We start from the raw sequence: 23,297 nt of genomic DNA, 5'->3' as shown, positions 1-23,297 counted from the left end.
ATCGAGCAGTACAGCACGGATGGCATCTACGTCTACAAGGTGGTGGAAAACAGCGCGGGCGCGGGCTATGAGACAAACTCGCAGACCTTCTATGCGAAGGTGGCCGTGACCTATACCACGTCTGGCTCGACGACCACGTATGCGGCCGCCGCACCTGTTTGGTACACGGATGCCGCGCTGACGCAGGCGGTGGGCGGCACCCCAACATTCGCCAACGTCACCGTTATTCCTCCGGCTTCCAACCTGCCGCTTACCGGCGGCGCGGGCTTCGGTGCGTGGGGCCTGCCGATGCTCATTGGCGTCGCTTTGATGACTGGCGCAGGCATTGCCATCCGCAAGGGGAAGGGGGCGCTGATGTCCAGATGATGGGAGCGAATCAATATCGCAAAGGCGCTGGCGTCATCCGCGCCTCGCCTTAGCCACAACTTTGCAATCGTACGTATTGCCGGTATCGGGCATATCGGTTACATCGTCCATATCGGCCACGTGAATAACGGCCGGTAACGGCTATCAACTAAAAATTTAAACATTTCAATATTTCAAATTGTCTTTCATTGGATGCGGTCACAATCGGCGGCATATCCGTGAAGGGGAAAGTAAGGAAACAATGAAACAGCATGCAGTGAAGAAACTCATTGCCGCAGCTGCGTCCCTCGCCGCGCTTGTCGGGCTTGGCGCAGTAACCGCAACGTCGGCTTCAGCAGCCACGGCTCCGCTGACCATCAACGCGAGCGATCCCGCAGCAGTGAATGGCCACACGTTCACGGCGGTTCTGCTCGGTGCGTACGACACCACTGGCATCACCACCGACGCCAATGGCAACTACAACGGCATCAATGTGACCACGCAGAGCGACCTGAGCAGCGCCATCGCGAGCGCGGCGACGTCGGCCGACTCCAAGCTCACAGTGGATGCGTCCAACCCGCTCGAATCCGTGGTGAAGGATACCAACTTCCTTGACAGCGCTACGTCTCCCTACACCGGCAACCTGCGCAATTTCGTGACCACGCTTGCCAGCAGCAGCGCTTTCCAGACTGCCCTGACGGCAGCCAAGGGCGTCGCGGCGAACAACGTGCCCGGTGCCAACGGCACTGCGGCGTTCAGCAGCCTGAGCCCTGACGGCGTCTATGTGATCGTCGACACGACCCTCCCCCTGTCGGAAAACGACTACAGCCAGTCCATTCCGATGCTGGTCGGCACGAAGATCGACGGCAAAGACCTCGCCAGTCAAACGCTGGGCGTGATCAATGTGAAGAACGAGAAGCCGAGCATCACGAAGGAGCTCATCAGCCCCAACCCGCCATATGTCGGTGTTGGTGACGATGTGCACTGGCGAATCACCGGCACGGTGCCGAACACGACCGGTTACGTTGATGAGAACGGCAATCCTTCTTACACCTATACAATCAACGACACTCTTTCCAAGGGTCTGACTTATGCGGGCGACTCGCAGGTCACGGTGAAGGTCGGCAGCACCACGCTGCAGCCTTCCGATTACACGATCACCTCCACGGTCAACGAGGACGGCTCGACGTCGCTCAGCATCGACCTGTCGCAGTACGTGACGGCCAATCCCGCGCTCGTGGGCCAGGGCATCACGGTTGATTACCACTCGACGGTCAACAAGGATCTTCCGCTGACCGACGGCATCAACAGCATCCTGAACAACAAGGCGAGCCTGACGTACTCCAACCAGCCCGGCGAAAACGGACATGGAAGGCACGGCACAACTCCGCCGTGGATCAAGCACCTCTTCAGCTATGGCTTCAAGGTTCTCAAGCAGGATAAGGTCACCGGCGCTCCGCTGGCTGGCGCTGAATTCAACATCACGGCTCAGGGCGGCTCCGATCCGCTCAAGTTCTCCACGGTCCCCACCGGATACGTTCTCGATCCCGCCAACGGCAGCGCGACGCTGACCACGGGTGCTGACGGCTACATCACCGTCGGCGGCCTGAACGCGGGAACCTACACGGTTACTGAGACCCAGGCTCCGGCTGGCTACCAGGGCACGGTGCTGCCGAGCTTCACCGTCACCATCACGGGCAGGGGTACTGTCGATGACACAACGGTGCAGACTCCTGACTATGGTTTCACAGGTGACCAGTGGGGTCTGGTAAGCCATGAGGACGCGACGAGCACGTACATCGTCAACAACGTGTCTTCGCTCACCCAGCTGCCGCTTACCGGTGGCGCGGGCATCATCCTGTTCCTCAGCCTCGCTGTGGTGCTCGGTGGCGCTGGCTTCGTGGTGCTGCGCAAGGCTCGCAGCGCTTCGGTACGCTGAGGCTGATTGCTGATTGGCAGTCATGAGCGCGGGTTGGCTGTCTGCCAGCCGTCGTTGAGGCGACTGGTAGGCGCTGGCCGCTTGTGGCTCGCGGAATCGGCGCATTGAAATCGGCGCATGCGCGGCAAACCGTGCAGCTGGGCTGATTCCATGAATGACCCGATGTGTTCCTCCTAGGATTTCATCCGCAGGGGAGCGCATCGGGTTTCTCATATATCGTTGTATACGATTGTTATATATGTGGCTGGAACTTATGGGAATTCCGGTCTGAGTTCCGGTCTGAATGGTTTCCGACCGAGGTAGTTTGCAACTTGGGTGGGTTCCTCTGGGTAGGCTCCCCACTTGGGTAGGCTCCCAGCGTAATCAAGTTTTAATCAGGTCTTAATCAGGAAAGGCGAGGGCAGATGCCGGACAAGAAGTCGCGCCCGCTGCGGCATATCTCGCCCGAATCCTCAGCGGCGAAGGCCAAGGCGTGGTATATCGTTGCCGCTCTGCTGCTTATCGGCTCGCTGGTGGCGCTGCTGCTTCCCTTCACCATGCAGGCGGTCTCCCAATGGCGGCAGACCCATGCGGCGCACGATGCGACATCCCAGGTGGCGCTCTGGCCGCAAGGCAAGGTGGCCGACGAGTACGACGCGGCGCAGCGTTACAATGCGCAGCTCGCCGCGAAACCCCAGAATGTGCTGGGCGAGGCACCTGACCCCTTCACAGGCAGTGGCGGCAAAGCAAAATCGCAATCCGAAACGAATAAGACCTACCAGCGGCTGCTTGACACCGGCGGCGGCATCATGGGGTCGGTTGTCATCCCGAAGATCTCCGTCGATCTGCCCATCTACCACGGCACATCGGACGCCGTACTGGCTCAGGGGGCCGGGCATCTCTACGGCACATCGCTGCCGGTGGGAGGCGCTTCCACGCACGCTGTGCTCACTGGGCATCGCGGCCTGCCCAACGCGCTGCTGTTCACCCGGCTGGATGAGATGCACAAGGGCGACGTGTTCTACATCAAAGTGCTGGGCACCACATTGGCGTACAAAGTCGACCAAATCACCGTCGTCAGCCCAGACAATGCGAAGGGCGATCTCAAGATTGTGCCGGGTGAGGACCGCGTCACGCTGATGACCTGCACCCCGTATGGCGTCAACACCATGCGGCTGCTGGTCTCCGGCGAGCGGGCCGCGATCCCCGGCCAGGCGCCTCCTCTTGACGACGCGCCCAAGGACTTGACACTGCTGTGGACAGCTATGGGCAGTCTCGTGGCGCTGGGCGTGGCGGCAACCGCTATAGTGCGATGGCTGCGCAGCTCGCCGGCTGCCGGTCGTCACAGCACCAGGGTGTTTCGCCAGTAGCGGCATTGGTGTGCGGCGGCTTGTGGTGCGGCGGCGCATTCGCGCCAGTTAGGTGGGCTGCTGGCGGTGAACGACCGTTGAGTGACGGTCAGTGGCCTTTTCCCGCCAGTTGGGTGGACAGTTGGCGCGAAACGTACGCTGAATTGCTGTCAGTGGCTTATTCTATCCAGTTGCACGGGCTGTTGGCGTGAATCGGCCGCTGGGTTTGGGCTGTGACGTGGCGGTAGGTTGGCATGTCGCTAGAATGGCGGGGTGCGTATTCTGCTGCCGCCTTCCGAAGGCAAAACGGCCCCTGCCGACGGGCCAGTTCTTGATTTTGAAGGTTTGTCATATCCGGAGCTCACGGCTGCTCGGCGGCGGGTGCTTGAAGCGCTGATTGCCGTGTCGAAGCGGGACGATGCGGGCGAGATTCTGGGCGTGGGCAAGCGGATTATGCCCGAAGTCGTGGCCCAGCGCGATATCCTGGCTGCGCCATGCGCTCCGGCTCGCGGGGTGTACACCGGCGTGCTGTATGAGGCAGCGCAACTGCGCAGCGGCGACGATGTGCGTATTTTCTCAGGATTGTTCGGCGTCACGACTGGCGAGGACCTCATCCCGACATATCGACTCTCGATGAACGTTTCGCTGCCGGGGATTGGCAGCCTCAAGACGTTCTGGCGACGGCAATTGGCGCAGTCAGGGTTTGACGAGACGGCGGGTGCGGCTGAGACGAATATGGCGCAGACCACGGTCGATATGCGTTCCGGCGCATACCAAGTCACGACGCCGAGCGGGGACTGGTGGGACCTGCGAGTTGTCGATTCGCGCGGCAAGGTGATCACGCATGCGGCCAAGCATTATCGCGGACTGCTGACCCGCACGCTGCTCGACGCCGAGCATGCGCAAGGGGCGGTGCCGGGCAATGCAACGCCTCTCGATGTGGCGCGGGTCGCCGGAGCTTCGGGTCGCGTCGAAGTCACGCAAGACGGGCTTCGCCGCCACATCACGCTGATGCTCGAATAAGTCGGTTTGAATCGCCAAAGCGTTGCCTTTTGTACGCTATCGCGTGGTTAACGTACAAAAGGCAACGATATTGACCCCCCCAAAACGTTGCATTCTGCACGGCAGGGTCGAGTTAGCGTACAAAAGGCGACGCAAATGGCTGGGAACACTGACCAGGTGGGACTGCCGCGGGCGGCAATGATTAGGACGCAAACATCACAATTCCCGCATCATCACGAGGCTTGTGCGGGCGTTGTGACGTCTCAGCGCGGTTAATCATCACAACGCCCGCACAAAGGTCAGATTAGTGCAGGAATTGCATCGTTTGGATGCCGAGATACGTCACGAATCCCGCACATCCTTGGTTGTGATGCGGGAGTTGTGACGCTTTATAGCACGTAAACAAATGGGGGCTGCGCGATTGGAATCGCACAGCCCCCATTTGCATGAGCTCGGTCAGCCGCTCTGGCTCAGCCAGCCAGCAGCCCTACGCCAGCCGCCAGCCTTGGGCCTGCTCGCGCTCATGCCAGAACGAGGCGTAGAGGCCGCCGTTTGCCAGCAGCTCGGCGTGCTCGCCACGTTCGACGATGTGACCGCCGTCGAGCACGAGTATCTGGTCGGCGTCGGCGATGGTGCTGAGCTTGTGGGCGATGACCAGCACGGTCGAGTTGCGCGACAGCTGGGCGAAGGAGCGCTTGAGATGCGCTTCGTTCTCCGGGTCAATGGCCGAGGTGGCCTCGTCAAGCAGCACGATCGGCGCGTTCTTGAGCAGCGCGCGGGCGATCGAGACGCGCTGGCGCTCGCCGCCGGACAGCGCGGTGCCGCCTTCGCCGACCCGCGTCTCCCAGCCGTCAGGCAGGTAGTCGAGCATCTGCGAGACGCCGGCCATCTCGGCGGCGGCAAGCACTTCGCCGCGCGAGGCGGAAGGCCGGCCGAGCCGCACGTTCTCGTACAGGGTGTCATCGAAGAGATACACGTCTTGGAAAACGAGCGAAAGCTGGCTCATAAGCTGCTCGGTCGTCTGCTCGCGCACATCCGTGCCACCGACGAGCACCGCGCCATCGTCCACCTCGAAGAACCGCGCAATAAGCCGCGTGACGGTGGTTTTGCCCGACCCGCTCGGGCCGACCAGCGCGGTCAGCGTGCCGGGTTCGAGGCGCAGCGAAACATCATCGAGTATCTGATGGTCGGTGCCGGGGTAGGTGAAGCTCACGTCGCGCAGCTCGACTTCGTTGGCATGCGACTGGTCGAACGCCGCAGGCTGCGCAGGTTCGGGCAGCTCCTTGGCGTTGAGTACATCAGCCATGCGATCCAGCTCGTTACGCGCCATGCGGATGGCGCCGGCGTAGTCGCCGACCTCCATAAGCGGCTGAATAAACCGTGCCGTCAGCGCAAGTATGGCGCACATCAGCGCCGCATTGCTCATGCCGTTCAGCGCAAACAGGCCGCCGGCCACAATCAGCGCGGTGAAGGCAAGCTGGGTGACGATGCCGAATATCGCAAGGCCCGCCAGACTGATCCACAGATTCTTGCGGTGCGCCTGCAACTCGTCGCTCATCGCGTCCTCAAGCGGGGCATAGCCTTCCTCGCCACGGCCGAAAGCACGCAGCACGCGCTGGGCCTGGGCGAATTCGATAAGCCGGTTGTCGACCTTGACGCTTTCGACGTGCAGGATGTCGTCGGCCTTGCCGATAAGCGACGCGGAAGCCTTCGATGCGAGCCAGAGCAGCGGGGCGAAAACAATCATCACCAGACCCATGCGCCAGTCGAAGAACAGCACGCCTATCGCGATGATCGCAGGCGTCACGATACCGTGAATCAGCGGATTGACCAGATGCGCGGCCGCCGTGGACACGAACATCGTGCCCTTCGTGATCATCTGCGAGACCTGGCCGACGGTGTCGGGATGGAACCAGCCGAGCGGCAGGCGCACGAGCTTGTCGCCTATCCGCTCATGCTCCACGCTCATCACCGCTCCGGAGACGCGGTACGACTGCGCGGCCTGCTGCACATGCACCAGCGCCGCAACAACCGTCAGCACCAGCGGCAGGATGAACGCCCGCCAGATCAGCGTGCCGTCGAACAGCGATTTGAACACGGGCAGCACCGACACGATCATCGCGCCTTCGGCGGCTGCGGCCACCACCATCCACACCAGCGCGCGCTTGAACATGCCGCTGTATTTGTCGCCAAGTATGGTCAGCAAATCTCTGATCATCGCCCTGCCTCCTCATATTCGCGCCACATCGAGCTATACAGCCCGCCTGCGGCGACCAATTCGCTTTGTGTGCCCTGCTCGGCGATGCGACCGTCCTTCATCACCACGATCTGATCCGCGCCGGCGATGGTCGCCAGGCGATGCGCGATGACCAGCAGCGTGCGGCCGGTAGTCAAATGAGACAGTGCCAATTGGATGGCCGCCTCGGATTCAGGGTCGGCGAAGGCCGTTGCCTCGTCCAGCACCAGAATCGGCGGATCGGCGAGCAGCGCCCGAGCGATTGACACGCGCTGCGCTTCGCCGCCGGAGAGCATCGCATCCTCACCGACGACCGAATCGTAGCCGCGCGGCAGCTGCATGATGCGCTCGTCGATCTGCGCGAGCTTAGCGACTTCGCGCACCTGATTAAGCGTGACATCGGGGCGGCCGAGACGAATATTATCCAATATGCTCAGGTGCACCAGCTGCACGTCCTGCAGCACGAAGCCGACGTGTTTATACAGCTCGGTCGGCTCGATCTCGCGCACGTCGACGCCGCCGATGCGTACACAGCCGCGCTCGGGGTCGAAGAACCTTGGCAGCAGCGTCGCCAGCGTGCTTTTGCCGGAGCCGGACGGGCCGACGAGCGCGGTGACCGTGCCGGGCTGGAGTTCCAGCGAAATGTCGTGCAGCACGGGGTTGCCCGGCGTGTAAGAGAAATCGATGTGATCGAAGACCACGGCGTTGCCCTCCGGCGCTTTCGGCACCTTGGGAGCCGGCAGCTGCGGCGTTTCCAGCAGGTCATGGATACGCATGGCCGCGGCGGAGGCCTCGGTGCGCGACTGCATGCCGAAGCTCACGGTGATGAGCGCGGCGGGCAGCGTCGCCGCCACCAGGGAAGCCGCGAAGACCTGAATCGCGTTGACCCAGCCCAGTCCCATCATCCAGAACCCGCCAGCAAGGCCGATCATGAGCATGACCGGGGTCATGATGCAGACGGATGCGATGGCGTCGGTCATGATCATCGGCCGGCAGTATTCGGTGTATTCGGAGCTCAGGCGTTGCGCGGTATCACGGTATTTCTTATGCGCCTGACCGGTTTTCCCGAAGGTTTTGACGACCGAGATGCCGGAGACGAATTCGATGGCCGCCTCGCTGATCTGCTGAATCATGGCATTCACCTTCACCTGCATCGCGCCCCAATCCTTGGCCATATAGGCGTAGGCAAGCGCGTAGGTTGGCAGCGGAATGATGCTTAGCAGCGCCAGCCGCCAGTCGAGCGCGAAGAGATAGATCAGCGCGAAAATCGGCGTGCATGCCGCGCCCGTGGTTTCGACGGAGGCGTGCGCGACGAGATAGTGAATCGAAGCGATATCGTCGATGGCCGCCTTGCGCACCACGCCTGAGGAGTGGCTGGTGAACCATCCCAGCGGCGCGTGGCTCAACGTTTTCACGATGCGCCGGCGCAGGAAGGTGCCCATCCGTGCGTCCGCGAAATGCGTGATGCCCAGCGCAAGCGTTGAGAACACGGCGCGTCCGGCGAGTCCGACGAGCGCCAGCCAGATGCCGGCCCACACGGCTCCGTGCACATCCGTGACAGGAGCGCCGTGCCCTAGGAATCCTGAACGTCCGGCGATAAGCGCGTTCGCGATCTGCGTGATTGCCACGAAGGGCAGAATCGTACAGAACGAGGCTACGGCCTGGCATACGACTGCGAGATTCGTCGCGCTGCGTACCGGGCGCAGCATGTCGCTCAGCTGCCGCTTGCGTTCCTGCGTTTCTTGCTTGGCTTGCTGCTTCGCCTCCTTGGTGAATTCGAGGGTGGGGGCGGGAGCGGTTTCGGATTGTGCCTGTGCTTGCTGTTGGCCGTCAGCGGCGATATTGCTGGTGTCGCTGACTGCGTCGTTGACTGCGTTATTGGCCGTGTCGTTAACTGTGTCGTTAACCGCGTCAGCAGTTGTTGAATCCGGTGGAGCGCCGGTGGCGTTGGTCATTGTGATCCTTTCTGATTGGTGAGATATGAAGTGCGTATGGCCTTGGGATAGGTCGTGAGGCGGGCGGCGTTCGGTGGTGAAGTGCTCTGTGGTGAAGGGTTGAGTATTGAAGCGCCAAGTGTTGAATTGCTCAGTGTTGTCTGCTTTGTCTGCTTTGCCTGCCCCGTCATGTTCCGTCAGCCCAACGTGATGCTTTCCACGCGATTGTGCCTGTCTTGCGGTGCCGAGCGCTTGGCCTTATTGGTGTTCGCGTCGGTGGTGGCAAGCGGGTGCAGTGCGATGATGGTGTCGGCGCAGGCGTCCACGAGTTCGGGGTCGTGGGTGATGACGAGCACGACGTGGCCTGCGGAAGCGAGTTCGCGCAGCTGCTGGCCGATGGCGTCGAGGTGGCGGCGGTCGACGCCCGAGGTCGGCTCGTCGAAGAGGTACACGGCGGCGTCACGGGCCACTGCGGCGGCGATCATGAGGCGCTGCTTCTGGCCGCCGGAGAGCGAGAGGGGGTGCCGGTCGGCGAAATCCAGCAGGTCGAAGCGTTCGAGCAATGGCATCGGGTCGGCCACGCTCGTGCCGAGCGAGACCTCCGTGCGCACGGTGGCCGAGAACAGCTGCCGTTCGACGTCCTGCATCACCATGGCGCTGGCCGCCAGCCGCGCGCGCTCGTTCATCGCCTTGCCGCCTAGCAGGATGCGGCCGCCCTTGTCGGGGGCGAGCAGCCCGCAGATGACGCTCGCCAGCGTGGACTTGCCCGCGCCGTTGGGCCCCACGAGCATCGTGACCTCGCCCGCGTGCACGTCCAGCGAGGGGATGTCGAGCACCAGCCGCCTGCCGTAATGCACGCGGATGTCCTCAAGGCGCAAGCCGCTCTGCTCGGATGCGGCGGGTGTGGCAGGGGTAACGGTCGAGTCTCCGGATGTTGCGGCGGTAGAAGCGGCAGATGCCGTATTGGATGGTTCGGCTGACGGTGCTGCAAGGTGTTCGTCGGATGCATTGGCCGACGACGACGCAGCGATGTAATCGTCTGCGTTCTCGGTTGCACTTGTCTCATGGCTTGCGCTCGCCGCTGTTGCGGTATCTGCGCTGCCGTCCGCTACCTCGCTGCTGTTTCCTTCGACGATCCGCTGCATGAGCGGCAGGGACTTCGGCGGCGTGATGGTGCGCAGGCCGAGGCCGCGTATCGCTTCGGCGCTCAGGGCGGCGAACTGCTCGTCGGTCCAGCGGTGCGCGATGCGGCCGTTGTCGAGGTGGATGACCTGGTCGGCGAGGTCGCGCAGGAAGTAGAGCCGGTGCTCGGCCACGACGATGGTCCTGCCCATCGACTTGAGCCGGGAGAGCAGTTCGCCGAAGCGCGCGATGGCGGCCGTGTCGAGGTTCGAGGTCGGCTCGTCGAAGAGCAGCACCTCGGTGCCTTGCGCGATGGCCTGGGCGCAGGCCACGTTCTGCAGCTCGCCGCCGGACAGTTCGGTTAGGCTGCGGTTCAAAAGGCTCTGGATGCCGACCTGGCGTGCGGCGAGACTGCTGCGGCGCACGATCTCCGCCGGGTCGATGCCGTGGTTCTCGTTGCGGAAGGCGAGCTCGCTGCGCACGTCGGTGGTGAAGAACTGGCTGCGCGGGTTCTGGAACACGGTCGCGCTCACGCCGCCGGACCGGGCGAGGTCGAGCGTGGGAATGCCCAGCCCGCACACCGTCACGTCGCCGTACATCTCGCCGCTGTGGAACTGCGGGATCAGGCCGTTGAGCAGGCGCAGGGCCGTGGACTTGCCCGACCCGCTGCCCCCGCACAGCACCGTGAGCGAGCCGCGCGGCACGGAGAAGCTCACGTCCTGCAGCGCAGGAACTGTACCGGCATCGGCGTCGGATTGCCGCGACTGGGGCTGGGCCGCGGCGTTCTCCTCCGGCCCGTAGGGCGAGGCGTCAAGATTCTCATACGAATACGTGAACTGCACATTGTCGACGTCGATAATCGGCTCGGCGGTCTGGGACTGTCCTTGTTCGCTGCTGCTGATTCCGCTCATCCCAGCACCGTCCATCCGATGACATGCAGCGCGACGATTGCCGCGACGGCAGCCAGAATGACAACATCCGTCCAGCGCACGCGCAGCCGCACGATCGAGGTCGGCCGGTTGGGCAGGCCCAGCCCGCGCAGCAGCGCCGAAGCGCTCAGCTCGTCCGCGATGCGCGTGACCGAGGCCAGCAGCGGCAGCACGGTGTACTCGGCCATGCGAACCGGGTGAACCAGCATATCGGTCGGCCCGGAGACGACGCCGCGCAGACGCATCGCGTTCATGATGGCCTTGAGCTCGTCCATCGCGGTCGGGATGAAGCGCAGCATCACCGCAAGCGGCACAATGAGTGCTCGGGGCAGTCGCAGCGCGGACAGCGCGGCGATCAGCGCGCCCACTCTTGTGGAAAGGAACAGGAACCCGAACAGGCCGAAGGTGATTGCAAGCCGGGACGTCCAGTACGCGATGGTCACGATGATCGCCGCGAACCAGCCACCCACGAGCAATGGCAGGCCTACATACAGCGCAATGCAGCCGAAGGCGACAGCGAGAAAAATCCAGAAGCTTTTGCCTAGGGTCTGCGTGGCCAGCAGCACGGCCGCCAAGGTGGCGGACAGGGCGACGATTTCGGGCGGAACGCTGCCGAACGCGAGCACATTAATGACGATCAGCGTCAGCAGCGTGGTGCGCGGGTCGCAGATCTGATGGCGACAGCTGGCGGGGGAGACGCTGGCGGCGTTTGCGGCCGGAGCAGCCATTGACGGCGTTTCACCCACCTTGCCCAAAGCAGGCAAAGTGGGTGAAACGCGCGAAGCTGAGGTATCTGCCGCAGTCATCACAGAATGCCAGCGTGCGCCAGATTGCGTTCGAGGATGCGCGTGCCAATCCACGCCGCGAGAGCGCCGATGAGGATGATAAGAACAATAAAAACGATTCCAAGCGAGGAGAAGATGCTGACCATGCCATCGGCGTACTGCTTGCCCATAGATGCGCTGATGTGCTCACGGTAGCTCGCCGGGCTGAGCCAGATTGGCAGAATGCAGCCGATAAGCCACAGCTGGAACACCGGGTAAGAGAGGATGTTGCGGACTTTGGAGCGGTAGCGGCCCGAGCGCACGATGAGGTCGGCGAGCAGCCCGACGATGATGGAAATCGGCAGCACCGCCCAGTATTCGCCGAGCAGCATCATCACCAGCCCGACAAGGAATCCGAGTATGGTCATCGCGCCGAATGCGCGGGTTTTGACCAGGAAGAGCATGATTACGGTGCCGTTGATAAGCGTGCCGAGCATGAACCCTGCCACCTCGCCGATGGGGCTGACGAGGCCCAGCATGCCGGTGGCGTAGGCGACGACGAAGTAGATGGCCGCGAAGACGCCGATAGTAATAAGCGTGCGCGGTTCGAGCTTGCCGACAGCCTTGGTAGTGACGACGGGCGTGCGGTTGGTTGTGGCTGCAGCGTTGGTGCTGTCTTGGCTGGGGGACGTGGATGGTGTGGATGGTGCGTTGCTGGAACTCATGCCCAATACTTCTTTCACATATACATGATAATGATTCTCGTTTTGTTTCCAACGCAAATGATATAGCTCGGCATGTTACGTGTCAAGGATTGAGACGTAGTCATTGCTGTTAGTCGCATCGCTTCCTTGCGATTGCTCGTTCTCTATCTGCTCTAGCTGTGTGCCAGCCGTAGCGTTTTTGTGGCAAGGCTCCGACTGATGACGGCATGGAGTGTCGATTTCTTGTGTATCTGCGTTATATGAGGCGTTAACTTGGTCGCGCGGAGGTCTATCTGCGTTATGTGAGGCGCTATTTTTCGGAGCGTCGAGTATCGGGCGGCAAGAAGCCGCCTTTTTTAGCCGGCGATACTCGAGGTGCTAGGGAATTAGCGCCTCACGTAACGCAGATAGACCTCTGTAGCGTCTCAATAGCGCCTCACATAACCGAGATACACCTGATTCAGGGACTGCCAAGGTGCATCGGCATCGTTGCTACGACCGGCGTCGTGCCTTGAGCGTCACCACGACGATGCTGATGACGCCCAGCCCGCCGAACCAGAGGGCGAACATGCCGATGTGGCCGGCGTTGATGCGCCCGGCGATGGCCTCCTGAGTCAGCTCGGCCAGCGCGGTCATGGGCGAGGCGTCGACGATGGGGCGCAGCGCGGGTGCGTAGAGGTCGCGCGGCATCATGGCGGTGTTGAAGAACATCGCCGCCATGATAAGTGGTGCGGCGCTCACCGCGCCTTGGGGCGTTTCGGCCAGGTAACCCATCATGACGCCGAACGCGCCGCTGGCGATTGCGGTGAGCAGCATCACGAGCAGCACGCGAAGTGCGGCGATGGGGCTGCCGAAGTCAGCGCCGAACATGAGTGCGACAATCATGGCGATAGGCGCGGCGATGAATGAGCGAATCGACTCGGCCAGAATGCGGCCGATATAGCTGGCGGATGGCCGGCCGGGGAAGGTCTGGACGCGGTCGGTGAGCCCTTCGTGTCGTTCGCGCACGGTGCTGCCGGCGTTCGTAAGCGCGCCGCTGAGCATGGCGGTGACGGCGATCATCACGCTCATGCCGGGCAGATCCATGGGCTTGCCGCTAAACTGCTCGATCATGCCACGGAACATGATGACGACGACTGCCATCATCATGGCGGGCATGGCTACCGAGCTGATCAGTATCGTCGTGGAGCGCGACCAGCGGCGCAGCATGCGCGCGGCGTGAATCCACACCGCCACGGGCCATGCTGTCAGGCCCGGCGCGGCTGCGATTGCAGCGGCGGAGTAGCGCGGGTCGCCGGACGGTTGCGGCTGCATAAGCGGCTGCATGTTCTGAGATGTTGAAGTCGTCTGCATCATTTGCTCCTTCTCAATGAGCGTGTCACCCATATCGCGCCAATACACAGCCCAATGGCCAGCCAGGCGAGGGCCTCCCACCCGGTCGAGCCGAGCGGCTTGCCGGTGAGGATGTTGCGCATCGTGTCGACGCAGGGCGAGAAGGGCTGATGCCGCACGATAGGCTGCAGCCAGTGTGGCAGCGTGCCCACGGGTATGAACGCGGTCGAGAGCATGAGCACCAGCACTTCGAGGCTCTGAATCACGCCCGATGCGGACACGGGGTGCTTGGCCCGCAGGCTGATGCCGCCGAAGAACATGGAGAGTATTTCGCTGATGGCTGCCGCGACGAGGAAGGCCAACGCCAGCGCGCCAAAGCTGTGCGGCTTGGCCCCGCAGACCAGCGCGAGCACGGATACGGTCGCCAGCGATGCCACCGTGCGGATGAGATCGGTGCCCAGACGGCCCAGCACGATGGCCAGCGCCGAGGTAGGCATGGAGCGCAGTCGTGCCAGTATTCCGCTTTCGGCGTCGACGGCGAACGCCATTGAGGACGCGGCGGCGGAGAACATCGCGGCTTGGAACATCGCTGCGGGCAGCAGGAAGAGCGCGTAGTCGAGGCCTGTTTGAGAGGCGGCGTGCCCGAAGACGATGAGGAAGGCGCCCATGAACAGGCCGGGCATGATGAACGCCGACATCAGCGAGGCCCGGTTGCGGAAGAACCGCACCGTATTGCGCCATAGGGCTCCGGCTGCTCCGGAAAGCGGGGGTGTGCTAGTTGTGCTCATCGCGCATCACCGGCCGTCTGATTGTCTTTCACGGCCGCGCCGCCACCAGCGCTGTCCTCAAACGCCATATCGAGGAAGACATCGTCCAGCGAGGGCATGGCGAGCGTGGCGGAATCGACGTTCGCATCTGCGTCCTTGAGCGCGCCGATTGCGCGTGTGAGATCGTCGGCCCCGCCCGCTGCCGTAAAGGAAACGGTAAGCCCTTCGGCGGTGAAGCTTTCGGCGGGCAGACCCAGACGTGCGGGCAGAATGTCGCTGCAAGCACGGAGCGCCTGCTCGTGCGAGTCCAGTTCGAGCCGGCAGATTTGCGAGCCGAATTGCGAACGGACCTGAGCCGGCGAGCCTTCCAAGACGCTGCGACCGTCGCGCAGCAACACGATGGTGTCGGCAAGTCGCTCGGCCTCATCGAGATACTGCGTGGTGAGCAGAATCGCCACGCCGTCGTCGCGCAGCTCCTCGACCAAGTCCCACAGTTCGCGGCGAGACAGGGGATCGAGGCCCGTGGTCGGCTCGTCCAAGAACAGCAGCCGGGGCTTGACAATCAATGATGCGGCGATATCGAGCCGTCGCCTCATGCCGCCCGAGTAGCTGCCGACCAGTTGCCTCGCCGCGTCGGCCAGCCGGAAACGTTCCAGCAGTTCGTCGGCTCGTATTTTTGCGGCCGACGTGCTCAGCCCGCGCAGTCTCGCGAAGAAGATCAGATTCTCTCGGCCTGTCAATTCCGCGTCGACGGCGGCGAACTGGCCGGTGAGCGAGATCAGCTCGCGCACCTGCTTCGCGTCGCGCACGATGTCATAGCCGCACACGCTCGCGGTGCCGGAAGTCGGCAGCATAAGGGTTGACAGCATGGTGACCAGCGTCGTCTTGCCCGCGCCGTTCGCGCCGAGCAGCGAAAGAATCGAGCCCGCAGGAATGCTCAGGCTCAGGCCCTTGAGCACCTCCTTGCGCTTCGCGCCTGTCCCGTATGACTTGTGGATGTCGCTGACTACCAGAACCGGGTCCGGCGTCTGAGCAATGTGCTCCATAATGGTTGTTTCTTTCTCTCTATATATATCTATATATGTGGTGTGGTTGGGGAGTTTGCTAGGTGATTCGGGGATGATTGGATTTCGTTCGCAGAATGCGATACGTGGACTGATGCGGCTGAAAGTTCTGGCGCGCCGTCAGCTTAATCGACGCACGTGCAGCACATGGTCCTGGCGGACTTCGCGCTGGCCTTCGGGGCCGATCTGCTCGAAATCGGCGAGCTCGTCGCGCAGTATCTCCCACTGGCCGTCGGCGAGTTGGAGCGCGGCGCGATTCTCCTGCGGCGAGGGCAAAGTGAGATGCGCCGCCTGACTGGCGTTTGGCATCTTCGGATGCCAGGACGACACGGTCCAGTGGGAGACCACAAGCAGATGGCCGTTCGGCGCGACTGCCTGCGTGGCGCGATGCAGAATGCGCTCGCGCTCGCCGGGCTGGGCGACGGGCGAATGCAGGTATTGCGCGGAAACCAGGTCATACTGCCCGCGCGGGAAGTCAACGGCGAGATCGCATTGCGCGAATTGGATGCTTTGATCGAGGCCAAGTGCGGCCGCATGCTCCCGCGCCCGGTCGAGCGCGGTTTCGGCGGCGTCGACTGCGAGCACGTGCCAGCCCTGCTGCGCGAGCCAAATAGCGTCCGATCCCTCGCCGCAGCCCAGGTCCAGAGCCGTTCCGGGGTTGAGATGCGTCACTTCGGTGACGAGATGACGCCCCACGGTGCCGTGCTCGTGCGACCAAGTGTTATTGGTGTAGAAGTCGTTCCAGAAGGTCGGTGCCGAAGGCATATCAGCGCCACGCCGCTTCGCAGGCTCACTCGCCTTTTGGATTGGCGCAGATTGGGCCGGGCTGCTGCGCGATTCACGCGCAGCAGTGACCGAACCATCGCATTGCTGCTCTGTAAATGTCATATTTTCGGAGCGTACACTCGAAATCCATAAATTGCAAACGATTATCATTAATAATAGAAAAATCGCGCGAACTTTCATTCCACCGGCCGTGGCTGTGCGGGGCTGGCTGGCGATTTCACGGATGCTTTCGCGTTACGTCGTCTTAACACGAAAGCATAAGCCGCGAAACACGGCAATCGTATCTTAATAACTAGAACGCATTCTAGAACACAGAACAAAACGAAATTCAGCAATTGTATTCCAAGAAAGGGGACGCCATGGTTCGCAAGCATTGCATCGTCGGGGCCGAGAGCCTTTTCGCGCAGCAGAGCCAGCACGCCAATAGCGCGGTGCCGGGCGAAAGCGCCGTAGCACCCGACAGCCATGTTGCTCCCGTAGCTCCTGCCGCGCGGCTGCTCCCTGACGACCCGCAGGCCGACGCGCTGAGCCTCATTCGCGAAGCCGGGCTGGTGGGCATGGGCGGCGCGGGATTTCTGACTTGGAAGAAGCTCGAATACGGCAAAGGCGCTTCGGTTGTCATCGCAAACGCCGCCGAGTGCGAGCCGCTGCTAGCGCATAATATCGCGCGGCTTGAAACCGATGCCGAGCGCATTGTTTCGGGGCTGATCATCGCCATGCGCATCGTCGGGGCGAGCAAGGGCATCGTGGCCATCAAAGCGAAGAATGTCGCAGCCGTCGCCTCGCTGCAGACAGCAGTGCAGTCGGCAACACACTCGGCGCTTGAAGCAGCGCAGGGGAGCCTCGACCTGTCTGTGTTCTTTCTGCAGGACCGTTACCCTGCGGGCGATGAGCGCGCCATCGTGCGCGATGTGCTCGGCACGCTGATCGCGCCCACCTCGATTCCGGGCGAGGCCGGGGCGGTGGTCATCAACGTGGAAACGCTGCTGCGCGTGCATGAGGCCGTGGTAGATCGCAAGCCGGTCACTACCAAGGACATCACGGTGGCGGGCCTGATCGACGGCAGCGGCTACGAGCGCGACACCAGCATCGTGCTGTATGACGTGCCGATTGGCATCAGTCTGCGCGAGGTGCTTGCGGCACTGAACATTGCCGAGCCGGGACCGGATGCGCAGCTGCTCACCGGCGGCCCGTACATGGGCAACGCGGCGCAGCTGGACGACACTATCACCGCGACCTGCGGCGGCATCATGATCGCAGGTCCGGAAATCCCGGACCCTGGCCCGGTCGGCATCATCGTATGCGCGTGCGGGGCCAGCGAGGAGCGGCTCAAGTCCATCGTTGCCGCCGAAGGTGCGAGCCTTGCCGGTATTGAATTGTGCAAGAACGCCGTGCGGCTGCCCAATGGGCGGCTCAAATGCGCCAATCCCGGCATCTGCCCGGGCCAGGCGCAGGCGGTCTTGGCATTGAAGAAGCAGGGAGCGACCGGACTGCTGATCGGCCACTGCACCGACTGCAGCAATACGGTCATGCAGATCGCCCCCAAGCTTGGCCTGCGCGTGCACCACGCCACGGATGCCTACCTGCGAGCGGGCGACGAACGTCTTGTCCGCTCCTTCCGCAAAACCCAGCCGGCAACGGCACATGGGTGACCTGTCCGGTGAGCGCCTGCGCAGTCGGCAATCCAGCAATTTTTCAACCAGAATCTAACCAATATCCAGTCAGTTTGTAGCCAGTGTTGTTAAGAAAGGAAGAGACGAATGTCACTCTCACTCAACGAGCTTGAGGTCCATATGGCCGATCCGGCGGTGCTGTGCTGCCGACGCCCGGCAGGAACTGTCCTGAGCGCGCAGGATTTCGAGGATCCGACGATTTTCGACGATATGGTCGAATCGAATCTTATGACCCTGAACGATGACGGTCTCACCATCGGCCAGGCGTTGGGCGGCACGCTCAAGTCCGACGGCGAGGCGTTGACGCAGTTGACCGCTGATTTGGTGGAAGGCGGCGCTGTGGAATCTGCGAGCGAGCCGGGAACGGCGGAGTCGCTGGCTGAGGCCAGTGCCGCTGCTCCGGTGGTTTCTGCTGCACCCGCCGCCTCTGCCGATGCCTCAACCGATGCGCCGAACGGCTATATCCATCTGCATCTCGACAAGGCCGAAGGGCTTGATCTCGTCTTCCCGGCTGGCCCGGCTGGGTCAGGCATACCCGCAAACTTTGCACCTGCTGCGGCAGCCGGGCCAGACACCGAACCCGAACCCGCCCCCGAAGAGCGCGTCATGCGCACGCTGGTCAAGAAGGACTACCCCGTTTCCAGCGTCGTCATCGGGCAGACGACCTCCTACGCTGACGGTGTGCTGAGCATCGACGGCGCGCTGATCGAGGCCGCCGAACAGGCCGATCCGCTGGTCAAAAAAGTCACGATGGACGTGATCGCGCCCGAAGATCGCCATGTGTATTCCAACACGATTATGGATGTGATTCCCATCGCCGCCAAGGCCGAAGGCTCACTCGGCGAAGGCATCACCAACGTGCTTTCCGGCGCGGTCTTCGTGCTCACCGGCATGGACGAGGCCGGCGTGCAGATTCATGAATTCGGCTCCTGTGAAGGCTTCCTGGACGAGAAGATTCGCTACGGGCGCCCCGGCTGCCCGGATGAGAGCGACATCATGATTCGCGTGGACGTGCAGATCGAGCAGGGCACCGGCATGGAGCGCCGCGGCCCCTTCGCCGCGCACAGCGCATGCGATGCCATCGTGCACGCCATCCGCGAGCAGATCAAGGACCTCTCTGCACAGACTCCGGTCGCGCAGGAGACCTTCAAGGACGTGCGCCGCAAGGACCGGCCGCGTGTGGTGCTGGTCAAGGAGATCATGGGCCAGGGCGCGATGCACGACAACCTGCTCGTCCCCACCGAGCCGTGCGGCGTGCAGGGTGGCGAGAAGAACGTCGACATGGGCAATGTGCCGGTCGTGCTCAGCCCCAACGAAGTGCTCGACGGCGGCATTCACGCGCTCGCCTGCATTGGGCCGGCCACCAAGGAGATCACGCGGCACTTCTTCCGCGAACCGCTGGTCGAGGCGCTGCAGGCCGACGAGGAGGTGGACTTGACCGGCGTGGTCTTCATCGGCTCCCCGCAGGTCAACGACGAGAAGAGCTTCGTCTCGGGCCGTCTCGGCTCGCTGATCGAGGCGATGGAGGTCGACGGCGCAATCATCACCACCGAGGGCTTCGGCAACAATCACATCGACTTCTCGGAGAACATCGCGGCCATCGGCTCGCGCGGCGTGCCGGTCGTAGGAGTCACCTTCGCGGCCTACCAAGGCCAGCTCGTCGTGGGCAACCAATACATGGATGCCATGATCGAGCTGAACAAGGACCCGGACGGCTTTGAGAACGAGATCCTCGCCGACAACACGCTCACCGAGGATGATGCCGAACGCGCGATTCTCATGCTCAAGACCAAGATGGCTGGCATCCCCATCGCCGCGCCGGAACGCAAGTGGGACGAGAGCGTAATCGAGGCCAATCAGGCGTTGGTCTGAACTGGTCTGAGCGGCTGCTCGTCATTTCTTGCACTGTTCGATATCGACCACTAACCACCAAGGAGGAAGGCCAGCATGAACATCGAGCTGCGACCCGTGCTGCTGCACGGCGTCATCAAGGAGATAACCGAGGTCGGCGTGCGCATCGGCGTCAATGGCCGCATGGGCGTGCTTTCCCTTCCTCTGCGCAGCATCTACACCGACAAGCCGCTGGCGCTGGGGCAGGAATGCGAGTTCTACCTCAGCTACGTCAATGTGCTGTAATGCGGGCTGTTTTGCTGGCTGTACTACAGTCCGCAACACGGCATTTGCAATGCCCGCCAATGTCCGACAGCCCAATCCACATCAATTTCGTCAATCAATCGTCTATCAATTAGTAAGGAGTGCATCATGCCAACACTGACAACCGCACCCGGGCTTCGATCAGAGATCTTCGTGCCCATTACGCCCGCGCCCGTCTGGACGCCGATCACTAAGCCGCTCAGCGAGTGCACCGTCGCCTTTATCACCTCCGGCGGCATCCACAAGAAGACGCAGACGCCGTTCAACACGGCCGGCGATTACACTTTCCGCGAAATACCGAGCGATACGCCGAGCGACGAGCTGATGGTCACCCACGGCGGCTTCGACAACTCGGACATCAACAAGGACGTTAACGCCATGCTGCCCATCGACCGCTTGCGCGAGCTGCGCGACGAAGGCGTTATCGGCGGCCTGGTCGATACCTTCTTCGGATTCATGGGCGGCGGCGGCAATGTCGATAAGTTCCGCAACGAAACCGGCCCGGAGATTGCCAAGCGGCTGAAGGCAGAGGGCGCAGACATTGTGCTCGCCACCGGAGGCTGTGGGACATGCCACCGCTCCGCGACCATCGTGCTGCGGGCCTGCGAGGCACAGGGCATGAGCACCTGCCTCATCGCCGCGCTTCCACCGATCGCCCGGCAGCAGGGCGCGCCGCGCATCACTGCCCCGCATGTGCCAATCGGGTCGAACGCCGGCGAGCCGAACAACAAGGAGATGCAGACCGGCATCCTCAGGGACACGCTTGACGCCGTCGAGAGCTTCGACCACTTCGGGCAGCTGAAGATGCTGCCGTACGAGTACCGCCACAATGTGTGAAATAGCAATGTGTGAGGTTGCTCTCTTCCATACGCCGTCGACGAGGCCGCGATCAGGGCTGCGCTGCAGAGCCAGCCCCGCCGCCAGCCCTCGTTAGTCGCTGTCAGCGGCTTGCTGCCAGTGGTCCCGCTAGTCGCGCCAGCCTCGCCAATCTTGGATGATGCCACAGCGCGGCAGGATATGGTAACTTCCGCCATTCGCCTTCTGAGCTATAGTGCTTAAGGACTTATGTCGAATGGTGGGAGCCATGTATGCAGCGCGATGCAAGAGCGGATATCATCCACGCCTCGTGGGAGCTATTTCGGGCCAAGGGCTTCGAAAAAACCACGGTGGATGAGATTATCGAACGCGCGGGCATAGCAAAAGGAACGTTCTACCATCATTTTCAGGGCAAGGCGATGCTGCTAGGCACATTGAGCGACGTGCTTGACGACAAGTACCGCGAACTCGAAACGAAGCTGTCGCCGGATATCAGCATCGTGGAGCAGATCAAGACGCTGAATGTGCAGCTGTTCACCTTCATCGAGCAGAACGTGCCCGTTGATCTGCTGCGGGCCCAGCTCGCCTCGCAGCTCAACCCGCGCGGCGACCGGTCGCTGATGGATCAGGAGCGGTACTACTTCGCCATCCACCGCAAGCTCGTGGCGGAAGGGCAGGACAAGGGCGAGATAACCCGCGCGACCTCCGTGCACGACATCGTCCGCTTCTATGCGATGGCCGAACGCTCCATGCTCTATGACTGGTGCCTGTACCAAGGCGCCCAGCCTCTTGTCGGGGAACCCACCAGAATCGTGGCCCGGGTGCTCGACCTATTTGTGATACAGCCGTAAATCCGGACGCTCTTTCTCCTCGCTGCGGGATGGAGTGCCTGGACGCCGCCACCCGCTTGCTTACTTTGCCTGGCCTTGTTTGGGACTTGCTTGGTTCTGGTTGGTTGGCGGTGCGCGCAACCGGCATCCGAGGCATCCTGAGGAGGAGCCATGACGACAACAAGCACCATTCCATCTGTTTCATCTGTTTTACCCGCTTCGCCAGTTTCATCTGCGCAATCCGTGGCAGCGGCTCAGCGCGGCTCGTTTTATAACGCGACGGGGTCTGCGGCCCGCTCTCTGCTTGGGAGCAAGTCGCTCGCCGGGCGGCCGCGCATCGTCACAGTCGAATCGCATACGCAGGGCGAGCCGACGCGCATCGTCGTGGGCGGGCTGCCAGAGCTGCACGAGCTGAACGCCATCGCCGTGAGGAACCGCCTCGAAGAGCAGTGCGATTCGATTCGCCGGCTGCTCATGCTTGAGCCGCGCGGGCATCGCGATATGTTCGGCGCTTTCCTCTTCCCGCCGACACGCCCGGACGCCGATCTGGGCGTCGTGTATTCGCACAGCGAGGGCTTCTCGAATATGTGCGGCCACGGGTCGATAGGCGTGGGCACCTTCGCCGTCGAATCCGGTCTTGTTACTGGCAAATACGACTCGTTCGCCGAGATTCGCAACGACGACATCGACGTGCGCCTCGATACGCCGGCCGGGCTGGTGACCGTCTGCGTGCATGTGCACGAAGGCAAGGTGACTGGAGCGACGCTGACCAACGTGCCCTCCTTCGTGGCGCTGCGCGATGTGACCCTGGAACTTGACGTGCCCGGCGTGCCAGAGGTCAGGACGACCATCGCCTTCGGTGGGAACTTCTTCGCGCTGGTCGACGCGGACGCCTTGGGCTTGGACATCACGCTGGCGAACTCGCGCAAAGTGGCGGACCTGGGCATGGCGATTCTGGCTGCAGCACGCGAGCAATGCGAGGTGAAGCATCCGCTGGTTGATATCTCCGGCGTCGACCTGGTCGAGTTCGGCAGCGTTTCGCCCAACAAGCAGCACTATTACCGCAACGGCGTGGTGTTCGGCGAGCTGCAGGTTGATCGTTCGCCCTGCGGCACGGGAACCAGCGCCAAACTGGCCACGCTTGTGGACTCCGGTGCCATCGACTTCGGTGAACGCGGCGTGTTCTCCTCAATCACCGGCTCGACCTTCCTCGGCGAGCCGGTCAGGCGCACCGCAGTCGCCCAATACGACGCGGTCATCCCGCGCATCACCGGCAAGGCCTACACCACCGGCGTCAGCACCTACGTCCTCGACGAGGACGACATCTACCCCGAAGGCTTCCTGGTGTAGACGGTCGGGTTTCGACAGTGTAGCTGAGCGTGGAGTTTCCCGGATATGGCACCAGCCCTTATTGCAAACCTGTGCGGAGCGAGACTGACTTTCCTGTGACATGTGGCTATACTGCTAGTAATGCCTCGGTAAGTCACTCATGCGAAACATCATGAAACCCCGGGGATTTTCTTAACTTTTTCCTTTTGACCTATGACCCGCGTGGATTTGTGGGTTTGCTCG

The 23,297-nt window shown here is 62.3% G+C and carries 19 protein-coding genes; 10 read left to right on the top strand and 9 right to left on the bottom strand.

Features of this window, described 5'->3' with window-relative positions; translation table 11 throughout:
* From DDF78_RS11870 to DDF78_RS10210, 4 genes are all read left to right on the top strand, one after another.
* Positions 1-366: hypothetical protein (locus DDF78_RS11870; RefSeq protein WP_162000813.1), on the top strand; the 366-nt coding region annotated here is incomplete at its 5' end.
* A gap of 241 nt (positions 367-607) precedes the next feature.
* Complete coding sequence (locus DDF78_RS10220) at positions 608-2,284, top strand: SpaH/EbpB family LPXTG-anchored major pilin (protein ID WP_152581622.1); 1,677 nt, start codon at positions 608-610, stop codon at positions 2,282-2,284.
* 404 nt (positions 2,285-2,688) lie between these two features.
* A complete protein-coding gene (locus tag DDF78_RS10215) occupies positions 2,689-3,633 on the top strand; it encodes a class C sortase (RefSeq protein WP_152581621.1) in 945 nt (314 codons plus the stop codon).
* A 252-nt stretch (positions 3,634-3,885) separates the two neighbouring features.
* Entirely contained in the window at positions 3,886-4,635 is a 750-nt protein-coding gene (locus DDF78_RS10210) for a YaaA family protein (protein WP_152581620.1), read from the top strand.
* A 466-nt stretch (positions 4,636-5,101) separates the two neighbouring features.
* Here DDF78_RS10210 and DDF78_RS10205 read toward each other — a convergent pair whose 3' ends face one another.
* The 9 genes from DDF78_RS10205 to DDF78_RS10165 form a co-directional block, all read right to left on the bottom strand.
* Positions 5,102-6,832 carry an ABC transporter ATP-binding protein gene (locus DDF78_RS10205; protein ID WP_152581619.1) on the bottom strand — a complete coding sequence of 577 codons (1,731 nt, stop codon included), beginning with the start codon at positions 6,830-6,832 and terminating at the stop codon, positions 5,102-5,104.
* A complete protein-coding gene (locus DDF78_RS10200) occupies positions 6,829-8,805 on the bottom strand; it encodes an ABC transporter ATP-binding protein (protein WP_152581618.1) in 1,977 nt (658 codons plus the stop codon). The genes DDF78_RS10205 and DDF78_RS10200 overlap by 4 nt, the downstream gene beginning before the upstream one ends.
* 176 nt (positions 8,806-8,981) lie before the next feature.
* Positions 8,982-10,817 (bottom strand): ABC transporter ATP-binding protein, encoded by a 1,836-nt coding sequence (locus DDF78_RS10195; protein ID WP_162000812.1) that lies wholly within the window; start codon positions 10,815-10,817, stop codon positions 8,982-8,984.
* Positions 10,814-11,641, bottom strand: a complete 828-nt coding sequence (locus tag DDF78_RS10190; RefSeq protein ID WP_152581616.1) for an energy-coupling factor transporter transmembrane component T — start codon at positions 11,639-11,641, stop codon at positions 10,814-10,816. Before DDF78_RS10190 ends, DDF78_RS10195 begins: the two co-directional genes overlap by 4 nt.
* Complete coding sequence (locus tag DDF78_RS10185; protein WP_152581615.1) at positions 11,641-12,324, bottom strand: MptD family putative ECF transporter S component; 684 nt, start codon at positions 12,322-12,324, stop codon at positions 11,641-11,643. The genes DDF78_RS10190 and DDF78_RS10185 overlap by 1 nt, the downstream gene beginning before the upstream one ends.
* A gap of 471 nt (positions 12,325-12,795) precedes the next feature.
* A complete protein-coding gene (locus DDF78_RS10180; RefSeq protein WP_202613271.1) occupies positions 12,796-13,659 on the bottom strand; it encodes an ABC transporter permease in 864 nt (287 codons plus the stop codon).
* Positions 13,656-14,423, bottom strand: a complete 768-nt coding sequence (locus DDF78_RS10175) for an ABC transporter permease (protein WP_152581614.1) — start codon at positions 14,421-14,423, stop codon at positions 13,656-13,658. Before DDF78_RS10175 ends, DDF78_RS10180 begins: the two co-directional genes overlap by 4 nt.
* Entirely contained in the window at positions 14,420-15,448 is a 1,029-nt protein-coding gene (locus DDF78_RS10170; RefSeq protein ID WP_152581613.1) for an ATP-binding cassette domain-containing protein, read from the bottom strand. The genes DDF78_RS10175 and DDF78_RS10170 overlap by 4 nt, the downstream gene beginning before the upstream one ends.
* Before the next feature lie 138 nt (positions 15,449-15,586).
* On the bottom strand, positions 15,587-16,354 hold the full coding sequence (locus DDF78_RS10165; RefSeq protein WP_202613270.1) for a class I SAM-dependent methyltransferase: 768 nt from the start codon (positions 16,352-16,354) through the stop codon (positions 15,587-15,589).
* A gap of 257 nt (positions 16,355-16,611) precedes the next feature.
* Here DDF78_RS10165 and DDF78_RS10160 point away from each other — a divergent pair, with 257 nt between their 5' ends.
* The 6 genes from DDF78_RS10160 to DDF78_RS10135 all read left to right on the top strand — a co-directional run bounded on the left by DDF78_RS10160 (position 16,612) and on the right by DDF78_RS10135 (position 23,075).
* The gene (locus DDF78_RS10160) at positions 16,612-17,904 is read left to right on the top strand and encodes a proline reductase-associated electron transfer protein PrdC (protein ID WP_152581612.1); all 1,293 of its coding nucleotides are present in this window, start codon (positions 16,612-16,614) and stop codon (positions 17,902-17,904) included.
* A 108-nt stretch (positions 17,905-18,012) separates the two neighbouring features.
* Positions 18,013-19,797, top strand: a complete 1,785-nt coding sequence (prdA, locus tag DDF78_RS10155) for a D-proline reductase (dithiol) proprotein PrdA (protein ID WP_152587872.1) — start codon at positions 18,013-18,015, stop codon at positions 19,795-19,797.
* A 75-nt stretch (positions 19,798-19,872) separates the two neighbouring features.
* Positions 19,873-20,061 carry a CBO2463/CBO2479 domain-containing protein gene (locus tag DDF78_RS10150; RefSeq protein ID WP_024464149.1) on the top strand — a complete coding sequence of 63 codons (189 nt, stop codon included), beginning with the start codon at positions 19,873-19,875 and terminating at the stop codon, positions 20,059-20,061.
* Between the two features lie 126 nt (positions 20,062-20,187).
* The gene (gene prdB / locus DDF78_RS10145; protein ID WP_152581610.1) at positions 20,188-20,916 is read left to right on the top strand and encodes a D-proline reductase (dithiol) protein PrdB; all 729 of its coding nucleotides are present in this window, start codon (positions 20,188-20,190) and stop codon (positions 20,914-20,916) included.
* Between the two features lie 251 nt (positions 20,917-21,167).
* A complete protein-coding gene (locus DDF78_RS10140) occupies positions 21,168-21,746 on the top strand; it encodes a TetR/AcrR family transcriptional regulator (RefSeq protein WP_152581609.1) in 579 nt (192 codons plus the stop codon).
* A 150-nt stretch (positions 21,747-21,896) separates the two neighbouring features.
* Positions 21,897-23,075 carry a proline racemase family protein gene (locus tag DDF78_RS10135; RefSeq protein WP_152581608.1) on the top strand — a complete coding sequence of 393 codons (1,179 nt, stop codon included), beginning with the start codon at positions 21,897-21,899 and terminating at the stop codon, positions 23,073-23,075.
* Positions 23,076-23,297 lie beyond the last annotated feature (222 nt).

It is taken from the genome of Bifidobacterium tibiigranuli (assembly GCF_009371885.1).
GTDB lineage: Bacteria > Actinomycetota > Actinomycetes > Actinomycetales > Bifidobacteriaceae > Bifidobacterium > Bifidobacterium tibiigranuli.
The sequence above is the reverse complement of the archived record's forward strand: the minus strand, read 5'-3'. Positions and strand labels throughout refer to the sequence as shown.

Coding starts and splice junctions, on each gene's coding strand:
- DDF78_RS10165 (WP_202613270.1), bottom strand. CDS start 16,354: ATGACATTTACAGAGCAGCAATGCGATGGTTCGGTCACTGCTGCGCGT.
- DDF78_RS10170 (WP_152581613.1), bottom strand. CDS start 15,448: ATGGAGCACATTGCTCAGACGCCGGACCCGGTTCTGGTAGTCAGCGAC.
- DDF78_RS10150 (WP_024464149.1), top strand. CDS start 19,873: ATGAACATCGAGCTGCGACCCGTGCTGCTGCACGGCGTCATCAAGGAG.
- DDF78_RS10205 (WP_152581619.1), bottom strand. CDS start 6,832: ATGATCAGAGATTTGCTGACCATACTTGGCGACAAATACAGCGGCATG.
- DDF78_RS10215 (WP_152581621.1), top strand. CDS start 2,689: ATGCCGGACAAGAAGTCGCGCCCGCTGCGGCATATCTCGCCCGAATCC.
- DDF78_RS10180 (WP_202613271.1), bottom strand. CDS start 13,659: ATGATGCAGACGACTTCAACATCTCAGAACATGCAGCCGCTTATGCAG.
- prdB (WP_152581610.1), top strand. CDS start 20,188: ATGCCAACACTGACAACCGCACCCGGGCTTCGATCAGAGATCTTCGTG.
- DDF78_RS10195 (WP_162000812.1), bottom strand. CDS start 10,817: ATGAGCGGAATCAGCAGCAGCGAACAAGGACAGTCCCAGACCGCCGAG.
- DDF78_RS10160 (WP_152581612.1), top strand. CDS start 16,612: ATGGTTCGCAAGCATTGCATCGTCGGGGCCGAGAGCCTTTTCGCGCAG.
- DDF78_RS10185 (WP_152581615.1), bottom strand. CDS start 12,324: ATGAGTTCCAGCAACGCACCATCCACACCATCCACGTCCCCCAGCCAA.
- prdA (WP_152587872.1), top strand. CDS start 18,013: ATGTCACTCTCACTCAACGAGCTTGAGGTCCATATGGCCGATCCGGCG.
- DDF78_RS10175 (WP_152581614.1), bottom strand. CDS start 14,423: ATGAGCACAACTAGCACACCCCCGCTTTCCGGAGCAGCCGGAGCCCTA.
- DDF78_RS10190 (WP_152581616.1), bottom strand. CDS start 11,641: ATGACTGCGGCAGATACCTCAGCTTCGCGCGTTTCACCCACTTTGCCT.
- DDF78_RS10220 (WP_152581622.1), top strand. CDS start 608: ATGAAACAGCATGCAGTGAAGAAACTCATTGCCGCAGCTGCGTCCCTC.
- DDF78_RS10135 (WP_152581608.1), top strand. CDS start 21,897: ATGACGACAACAAGCACCATTCCATCTGTTTCATCTGTTTTACCCGCT.
- DDF78_RS10200 (WP_152581618.1), bottom strand. CDS start 8,805: ATGACCAACGCCACCGGCGCTCCACCGGATTCAACAACTGCTGACGCG.
- DDF78_RS10140 (WP_152581609.1), top strand. CDS start 21,168: ATGCAGCGCGATGCAAGAGCGGATATCATCCACGCCTCGTGGGAGCTA.